This is a genomic window from Lentzea sp. NPDC004782, assembly GCF_040609115.1.
Lineage (GTDB): Bacteria > Actinomycetota > Actinomycetes > Mycobacteriales > Pseudonocardiaceae > Lentzea.
In genome coordinates this window covers 40,394-48,440 of record NZ_JBEXJN010000043.1, presented here as the reverse complement: position 1 = coordinate 48,440, position 8,047 = coordinate 40,394, and the positions used below count along the sequence as shown (strand labels likewise).

General features: G+C 70.8%; 10 protein-coding genes. 8 read left to right on the top strand and 2 right to left on the bottom strand.

The features are described 5' to 3' along the window. Positions 1-146: 146 nt before the first annotated feature. Positions 147-2,042, bottom strand: coding sequence for an acyl-CoA dehydrogenase family protein (locus tag ABZV40_RS32635; RefSeq protein ID WP_355450210.1), 1,896 nt, complete (start codon positions 2,040-2,042; stop codon positions 147-149). A gap of 158 nt (positions 2,043-2,200) precedes the next feature. Here ABZV40_RS32635 and kstR point away from each other — a divergent pair, with 158 nt between their 5' ends. From kstR to ABZV40_RS32600, 7 genes are all read left to right on the top strand, one after another. Continuing rightward, positions 2,201-2,776 (top strand): cholesterol catabolism transcriptional regulator KstR, encoded by a 576-nt coding sequence (kstR, locus tag ABZV40_RS32630; protein WP_232836801.1) that lies wholly within the window; start codon positions 2,201-2,203, stop codon positions 2,774-2,776. Positions 2,777-2,797: 21 nt separating this feature from the next. Beyond that, entirely contained in the window at positions 2,798-3,187 is a 390-nt protein-coding gene (locus ABZV40_RS32625; protein ID WP_355450207.1) for a hypothetical protein, read from the top strand. Next, positions 3,154-3,279: a hypothetical protein gene (locus ABZV40_RS32620; protein WP_355450204.1), complete on the top strand. Its 126-nt coding sequence runs from the start codon at positions 3,154-3,156 to the stop codon at positions 3,277-3,279. Before ABZV40_RS32625 ends, ABZV40_RS32620 begins: the two co-directional genes overlap by 34 nt. A gap of 72 nt (positions 3,280-3,351) precedes the next feature. Continuing rightward, positions 3,352-3,921 carry a toll/interleukin-1 receptor domain-containing protein gene (locus ABZV40_RS32615; RefSeq protein ID WP_355450201.1) on the top strand — a complete coding sequence of 190 codons (570 nt, stop codon included), beginning with the start codon at positions 3,352-3,354 and terminating at the stop codon, positions 3,919-3,921. Continuing rightward, positions 3,918-4,283 (top strand): GPW/gp25 family protein, encoded by a 366-nt coding sequence (locus ABZV40_RS32610; protein WP_355450198.1) that lies wholly within the window; start codon positions 3,918-3,920, stop codon positions 4,281-4,283. The genes ABZV40_RS32615 and ABZV40_RS32610 overlap by 4 nt, the downstream gene beginning before the upstream one ends. Further along, positions 4,271-5,971: a putative baseplate assembly protein gene (locus ABZV40_RS32605; protein ID WP_355450195.1), complete on the top strand. Its 1,701-nt coding sequence runs from the start codon at positions 4,271-4,273 to the stop codon at positions 5,969-5,971. Before ABZV40_RS32610 ends, ABZV40_RS32605 begins: the two co-directional genes overlap by 13 nt. After that, positions 5,968-6,543, top strand: coding sequence for a phage tail protein (locus ABZV40_RS32600; protein ID WP_355450192.1), 576 nt, complete (start codon positions 5,968-5,970; stop codon positions 6,541-6,543). Before ABZV40_RS32605 ends, ABZV40_RS32600 begins: the two co-directional genes overlap by 4 nt. Here the strand turns inward: ABZV40_RS32600 and ABZV40_RS32595 are convergent. Further along, complete coding sequence (locus tag ABZV40_RS32595; RefSeq protein WP_355450189.1) at positions 6,440-7,423, bottom strand: hypothetical protein; 984 nt, start codon at positions 7,421-7,423, stop codon at positions 6,440-6,442. The two genes, ABZV40_RS32600 and ABZV40_RS32595, sit on opposite strands and share 104 nt — an antisense overlap. A gap of 88 nt (positions 7,424-7,511) precedes the next feature. Between ABZV40_RS32595 and ABZV40_RS32590 the strand changes: the two genes are divergently transcribed. Beyond that, positions 7,512-7,916 (top strand): hypothetical protein, encoded by a 405-nt coding sequence (locus ABZV40_RS32590; protein ID WP_355450186.1) that lies wholly within the window; start codon positions 7,512-7,514, stop codon positions 7,914-7,916. Positions 7,917-8,047 lie beyond the last annotated feature (131 nt).

Below are 8,047 nucleotides of genomic sequence, written 5' to 3'. Positions count from 1 at the left end.
GGGCCCCGGCCTCGCCGCTCGCAATGTTTTTTTTAGGGCCGATCAATCTAAAATTGGTGTTTTCACCCCCCCATACATCCACCTGGGGTCGCGCTTGACCAGGCACGTTGACATCACCTGCTGGGTGTCGTCGGACTTGAAGTCCATCAGGGCTCCCTCGGCAATCCGAGAATCCGTTCGCCTGCGAGATTCATCAGCACCTGCGTGGTCCCGCCCGCGATGCTCAGGCACCGCGTCAACAGGAACTCGTGGATCTGGGGACCGTTCACCGCCCCGTCCGGCCCGAGCAGTTCGACCGCGAACTCCGCGACGTCCTGCCGGTGCCGCACCCCGGCCAGCTTGCGCACGCTGGACTCCGCGCCCGGTTCCTGTCCGCTGAGCACCCGCAGGCTCGCCCGCAGGTCCAGCGCCGCGACCGCGAGCCCCTGCGCCACCAGCTCACCCAGCCGCTCCGGGCGGTCGGTCGCGACCGGCGACGCCAGCACCCGTTCCAGCGACTCACCGAGCGACGACCCCATCGCGACGCGTTCGTTGGCCAGCGTCGTGCGCGCCAGCCGCCAGCCGTCGCCGACCTCGCCGACCACGCAGTCGTCGGGCACGAACACGTCGTCCAGGAAGACCTCGTTGAACCGGGCATCGCCGGTGATCTCCCGCAACGGCCGCACGTCCACACCTTCGGAACGCATGTCGACCAGGAAGTACGTGATGCCCTTGTGCTTGGGCACCGCCGGGTCGGTGCGCGCGAGGCAGATCGCCCAGTCGGCTTCGTGCGCGAGCGACGTCCACACCTTCTGCCCGGTGATCCGCCAGCCGCCGTCGACCCGCACCGCCCTGGTGCGCAACGACGCCAGGTCCGAGCCCGCCTCCGGTTCGCTGAACAGCTGGCACCAGGTGATCTCGCCGCGCAACGTCGGCCGCACGAACCGCTCCTGCTGCTCGGGGGTTCCGTGGCGGAGGATCGTCGGCCCCGCCCAGCCGCCGATCACCAGGTCGGGCCTGCGCACCCCGGCGCGGGCGAACTCGTCGTCGATCACCAGCAACCGCGCGGGGTCGGCGTCCAGCCCGTACGGCCGCGGCCAGCGCGGCACGAGGAAACCGCTGTCCGCCAGCCGTTCCCGCTGTTCACCCGGCTCCAGCCCGGCCAGCTCCTCAGCGAACGCCCGCACCTCGGGATCACCCGCGATCTCCACGGTGTGCGTGCGGCGCATCCCCCGCAACGCCAGCTCCGCGACCCGCCGGCGCCACCGCGCGACCCCGCCCGCGAGTTGCTGCAGGGCCAACGCCCGGCGCAGATAGCGGTGCGCGTCGTGCTCCCAGGTGAACCCGATGCCGCCCAGCACCTGGATGCAGTCCTTGGCGTTGCGCACCGCCGCGTCCAGCGCCACGGCCGCCGCGACCGCCGCCGCCAGCGGGTGTTCGTCCTCCCCGACCGACCCGGCCGCGTCCCAGGCGACGGAACTGGCCTGCTCCGCCCGGCACAACATCTCGACGCACAGGTGCTTCACAGCCTGGAACGACCCGATGGGCCGCCCGAACTGCTGCCGCTGCTTGGCATACGAGACCGCGGTGTTCAGGCACCACGCGGCGATCCCGCTCGCTTCGGCCGCCATCAACGTGATCGCGAGATCCGTCGGGTCGTCGACCTCGACTCCGGGTTCGGTGACGACCACCGAGCCCAGCGACCGCGAGAGGTCGACGGCGTCGAGCTCGGTCACCTGCGCGACGGGCGCGAGCCTCCAGGAGTCCGTTCTCAGCAACACGTGCGTGGCTTCGGCCGCACCGACCACGTGCTGAGACGAGAAGCCGAACCCCGCGATCCCGTCGAACTCGGGGACCAGCACGGACACCAGCGCCGTGGGCAGCAACGGCCCCGGCACGAGGTTCTCCGCCGCCCGCTCCAGCATCACCGCGAGATCGGCGACCGTGCCGCCCTCCCGCGTCACCTCGAAGAACCCGACCCGGACGAGGTCAGCCCACTCGCCCTTGGCCGCGTCCACACTGTCCCGCAACGCTCGTTGTTCCCCGGTCGTGGCGATCGGCATGCGGCCTCCTCCATACGTGAAGGAGTTTATAGAACGTGTTCTAATTCGAGCAACAGATCATGGGCGGGAAACCGATCGAGTAGGATGTGAGGGCAGCTGCAACACGTTCCAGGAGGATCATCTCCGTGTCACCTTCGAAGTCGCGCACGGACGCGCTGATGGCGGGCGAGGAGCTCAGCTCCGCGGCCCAGCGCGAACGGCGCAAGAGGATCGTCGACGCGACCATCGCGCTGGCGTCCAAGGGCGGGTTCGACGCCGTCCAGATGCGTGCCGTCGCCGACCGGGCGGACGTCGCGCTGGGCACGTTGTACCGCTACTTCCCGTCGAAGGTCCACCTGCTCGTGTCGAGCCTCGGCGTCGAGCTGGAACGCGCCCAGGAGAAGATGGACCGCGCCACCGTCCCCGGCGACAGCCCCTACGAGCGCGTGCTGTTCGTGCTGGGCCGCATCACCAGGGGCCTGCAGCGCAACCCGCACCTCACCGAGGCGATGACCCGCGCGTTCACCTTCGCCGACGCCTCCGCGGGCGCCGAGGTCGACCGCGTTGCGTGGCTGATGGAGAGCATGTTCACCCGTGCGATGAGCGACGAGGAACCCACCGACGAGCAGAAGGCCATCGCCCGCGTGATCGGCGACGTGTGGCTGTCGAACCTGGTCGCCTGGGTGACGCGCCGCGCCACGGCCACCGACGTCGCGAACCGGCTGGAGCTGACCGTCCGCCTGCTGCTGAAGTAGCAGGCGCCCTGCCCTGAGCGGGTGCAACGCATCCGGGTGTTCCGGTCGTCGCCGGGCGACGTCGCCGACGAGCGGGCCGTCGCGCTCGAGGTGCTGGACCGCCTGGCGTACGAACCGGCGTTGCGCGGCCGGGTGGCGATCGAGGTCGTCGCCTGGGACGAACCCGGTGCCGGCGCGCCGGTCCTCGCGACCGCCACCCCCCAGGCGTCCATCGCCGTCGGCCTGCCGAGGCCGCGCGACTGCGACGTCGTCGTGGTCGTCTTCTGGGCGCGGATGGGCACGCCGTTGCCGCCTCCCGAGTACTCGCGCCCGGACGGCAGCCCTACGCCTCCGGCACGGAGCGGGAGTTCGAGGGCGGTGTCAGCGGCGGCGGCCAGGTGCTGCTGCACCGGCGCACGTCCGAGGTGCTGATCAGCCTCTCCGACCCGCACCGGGCGGAGGAGCAGCGGCAGTACGACCGGGTCCAGGACTTCTTCGCGAGGTTGCGCGATCCCTCGATGTAGACGCCGGGACGCAGGTACGTCGGCACGCGCGCATCGTGACAGCTCGGCCGGGCGCGCGTCATGATCTCGGACGTGCGCGTGTTCCTCAGCCATCGGACCGAGAGCGAAGGCCCGCTCGCCCAGCGGTTGTCCACCGACCTGGAGCGGCACGGCGTCGCGACCTGGATCGCGCCGCGCGACATCGACCCCGGCGTGACGTGGCCGCAGGCGATCGAGGCAGGGCTGCAGTCGTGCACGCACGTGGCGGTGCTGGCCTCGGAGCGGGCGTTCCAGTCCAGGGCGGTCCAGCAGGAGCTGCAGATCGCGGAGATGCTGCAGATCGACGGGCTCGTGGTGCTGGTGCCGTTGCTGGTGACCGGGGTCGAGCTGCCGTTGTGGCTGCGGGTGACGCAGGGGGTGGACTTCACCGGCCCCTACGAGCAGGGGTTCGACGCGTTGATCAGGGTGCTGCGGCGGATGCCGGCCGCGGTGCGCAGCGAGCCGGTGATCTACCACCGGGTGCGGCGCGGCGACCGGATCGACCTGCTGGCGCACCGGTATCTCGGCGCGTCGCAGGACTGGCGGCTGATCGCCGACGACAATCCCGGTCTCGACGTGTCGGCGCTCGTGCCCGGCACGCTCGTGGCGATCAGGAGGCGATGACGGTGGCGGGCCTGGGTTTTCCGCTGCGGCTGGACGCGCGCGGCCGGATGACCGTCGTCGCCGGTGGCGCCGCGATCGAGTCGTCGCTGGCCGTCCTGTTCGGCACGGTGGCGGGTGAACGGGTCATGCGGCCGGACTTCGGGGTGCGGCCGGACTGGACCGAGCAGGAGCTGCCCGACCGGATGCGGGAGCTGATCGCCGCACACGAGCCGCGGATCGACGTGGCCGGGCTGGAGCTCGGCGACCTCGCCCAGCGGTGGGGCACGCCGCGGCTCGGGTGGGCGGCGGTGCGGGTGGAGTACGTCGTGAAGGCCACCGGCGAACGCGGCCTGTTCGAGGGGAGGTTCGAGTGGGCGCGCTGAACGCCGACGGGCGGCTACCCGTTCCGTCACTGGACGACCGGCGCTACTCCGACCTCGTCGACCAGGCGATGCGGCTGCGGGCGCAGCTCTGTCCCGAGTGGACGAGCACGGAGCCGGGTGATCCCGGCGTCGCGCTGATCGAGATCTTCGCCTTCCTCACCGACCAGCTGATCTACCGGCTCAACCAGGTGCCCGACCGGCTCTACTCGACGTTCTTGAACATGGTCGGCGTGCGCGGCAGGCCGGCTGGTCTCGCGAGCACCACGATCGACTTCGTGCTCGCGGCACCGAACGAGCAACCGTTGCACATCCCGGCCGGCACGTGCGTCGCCACCGTCCGCACCGGCGACGCCGCGGCCGTTGAGTTCCGGACCGTCGCGACCGGGGTCGCGCCAGTGGGACGCCTTGCCGCCGACGTCACACGCACCGGAGAGTGGAGCCATCTGCCGTTCACCGGCGGTGGACCGAACGCGGTCGTCCTGGTCAAGTTCGCGGACAACCCGGACGCCGAGCTCGACTGGGAGTTCTCCACGCCGGACGGCTGGTCGGCCGCCGGGACACGGGAGTCGCTCGTCCACACGGGACCGGGCTGGGACGGGCGGCAGCTCAGGTTCCGCGCGGTGAGCGGGGACGTCCCGCAGGTGCGGGAAGCGCACTGTGTCGGCGTGTCCGTCCTGGCCGAGCACGGCACAAGCGTGATCGGGGAGGAACTCGGCACCGGAACGGGCCGTCCCCGGCAACGCCTGCGCACCCGCCGGGCGCCGCTGGTGCCCGGCGAGCACCGCGTCCGCGTCAGCGGTGCCGAATGGGTCGCGGTGGACTCGCTGGTGGACTCGTTCGGTGACGACCGGCACTACGAGATCGACCGCAACACCGGTGAGGTCCTGTTCGGCGACGGCACGCACGGCGCTGTGCCCGCGCCCGGCGAGCAGATCACGATCGACTACGTGGCGGGCGGCGGCACGGCCGGCAACGTAGCCGCCGGAACGATCGCCGTGCTGAACACGGCGGTGCCCTTCGTGACCCAGGTGACCAATCGCTTTCCCGCACTCGGCGGCATCGACCCGGAACCGGTCGAGGAGGTGCGCGCCAAGGCGCCCGCGTTGCTGCGGTCCGGCTGGCGCGCCGTGTCGGCGGCCGACTTCGAACGGCTCGCGCTGGAGGCCACCCCGGTGGTCGCCCGCGCTCGCTGCCTCACCGACGACCGCGGCGACGCGCGAGTCCTGGTCGTGCCGTCGGTGCGGGTCGAGGACGACTTCACCGACCTGCTGATCGCCAACCCCGTGTTCGAGGCAGTCGGCTCGTACCTCGAAGACCGCCGGACCGCCGGCGCGCGGCTGGTCCTCGAACCGCCGTCGTACCGAGGCGTCATCGTGTCGGCGACCGTGACGAGGGCGGGGCACGACCCGGTCGACCGCCTGCGGTCCCGTGCGGCCGAAGCGGTGCGCACCTACCTGCACCCGGTCGCGGGTGGCCGAGACGGCCGCGGCTGGCCGTTCGGCAGGTCGCTCGTCGCGGGTGAGCTCTTCGGTGTGCTGCTGGACGTCGCCGGTGTGGGGCTGGTCGACGAGGTGCGGCTGTCCGGGTGGGATCCGATCACCGGCAACCGCGATCGCGAAGCCGACCGGATCGACCTGCCGCCGGACGCCCTGCTGTGGCCCGGTCCCCCGGAGATCAGGTTCCGATGACCACGCCGCGACGCGTCACCTCGCTCGTTCCCCGAGGCATGCTCGAGGACCCGCTGCTGGTCAAGCTCACCGCGATCTTCGACGAGCTCCTCGACGGCGTCGCCACGCAGGTGGACGACCTCGCGCTGCTCACCCATCCCGCGCTGGCACCGGACGCGATGGTCGGCTGGCTGTGCTCCTGGCTCGGCTGGGACCTCGCGGACTGGCCGTCGGCCGATGCCGGCCGGCGGCTCCTGCGCGATGCCGGGGAACTGCTCACCTACCGCGGCACCGCACGCGGCCTCCAACGGCTGGCCGAAGTGCTGGGAGGAGCCGACGTCACCGCGGTGCAGGTCGTGGATCCCGGCAGCACCTCGATCGGCCCGCCCACACACGGCAGTCACCGCCGGCGGATCACCGTGGTGGTGCATGGCCCGATCGCCACCACATGGTCACGCGAGGACCTGGACAGGTTCGAGCAGCTCATCCTCAGCGATCTGGCAGTTGGTCATCCTGCTGAGGTTCTGTTCCGGTCACCGACCACGTTCCCGCCGGATGCTCCAGCACCAGGGACAGCGGATCCCCCGCCGTGATCGGCTCGCCGAGGTCGATCCGGACCCGCCAGCCGTCCGGCTCCAGCGGTTCGCTCCGCACCGAGACCGCGTCACGGGGCCGGCCGGACAACGACACGATCGCGTTGGTGACGGCCAAAGTCATCGAGTACGGCTCCGTGCGGTCGACCGTGTCGCAGAGCCGAGTCACCACTGGTGCCAGCGCAGCCAGCAGTCGCACGGTCGGCACGCGGAACAGCCACGGTTCACCGGACAGGGTGCGCGCACCGCAGGTGCGGATGCCCCAGCCGGGCAACGCCCGCAGCACGCTGACCCCGTACTGGTGCAGCACCAACTGCTCGCCCGGGGTGACATCGGTGGCGACGTCCACGACGTCGAGCAGCTCGATTCCGCCCACCGAGGCCATGACGCCCTCGTCGCGCGTCACCCGTGCCCACGCACCAGCGACGTGACCGCACGGCGGAACCCACTGGTCACCCGCCAGGATCCACGGGTAGTACAGGACGGCGTTCGGACTGGCGGACATCAGCTCGTACGACAGCCAGTCCCGCACGTCGAGGGGGTACAGGCCGGGAGGACTGTCGAGCACAGCGATGCTGCCGCGGCTCTCGCACGCCGCGACGACCTGCCGTTGGGCGTCCACCCACAACCGCGCGTTCTCGGTCATCCCCAGGTCGGCCAGGCCGGGGAAGCACACCACGTCGGCGTCGGGCATCGCCTCCAGCGCCCTGGGCAGGTCGTCCACGCCGTTCAGACGCACTACCTCAGCCGGACCGCCGCCGTTCGCGAACCAGCCGCGCAGCACGCCCTCCAGCACCTCACCGCCGCCGAACCACCACATCTCGTAGGCGTTCTGAATCCGGCCGGGCACACCGGTGAAGGTCAGGAAGACCGCGCGCATGACCGACATTGTCGTCCTCCGGGACGACCCGCGGGTCACTCCCGTGAATGACGCAGGCGCATCGTGGGCCGGAATATCGTTCTGTCCTGTGAAGACGTTCGTGGTGGTGCTCGGCGTGCTGGCCGTGATCGGCGGCGGCACGGTTGTCCTGGTGCAGCAGTTCGGCGGCTGGAACATGCTGGTCGGCAAGGCCTGGGCGATCACCTACGAGGTGACGACCGAGCCGGCCGTCGCCGGACCGGTGCAGATCGAGTACCTGGTCAACCCCGACCGCTACAAGAAGCAGGCACCGCAGGCCCTCTCCAGGGCCGCGATCATCCCGTTCAGGCTGGAGGCGGTCATCAACGCCGGGGAGAAGGCGGAGATCATCGCGACGCCCATCGGCAACGAGGTGCTGACGTGCCGCATCCTGCTGGACGGCGAAAAGGTGCTGGCGAGCGCGACGGCCGCGCCGGGCCGGAAGGTCACCTGCACGACGATCACCGCGAGCTGATTCAGCCCGGTGAACGCCCAAGCAGGCCTAATCCAGGCAAAACGCCGTGATTCATCGGATCTCTTGGTGCCGAAACTGACGTTACCGGCGAGATTCGGCGCCTTGGCGCATTGACCCATCGGATCGATACT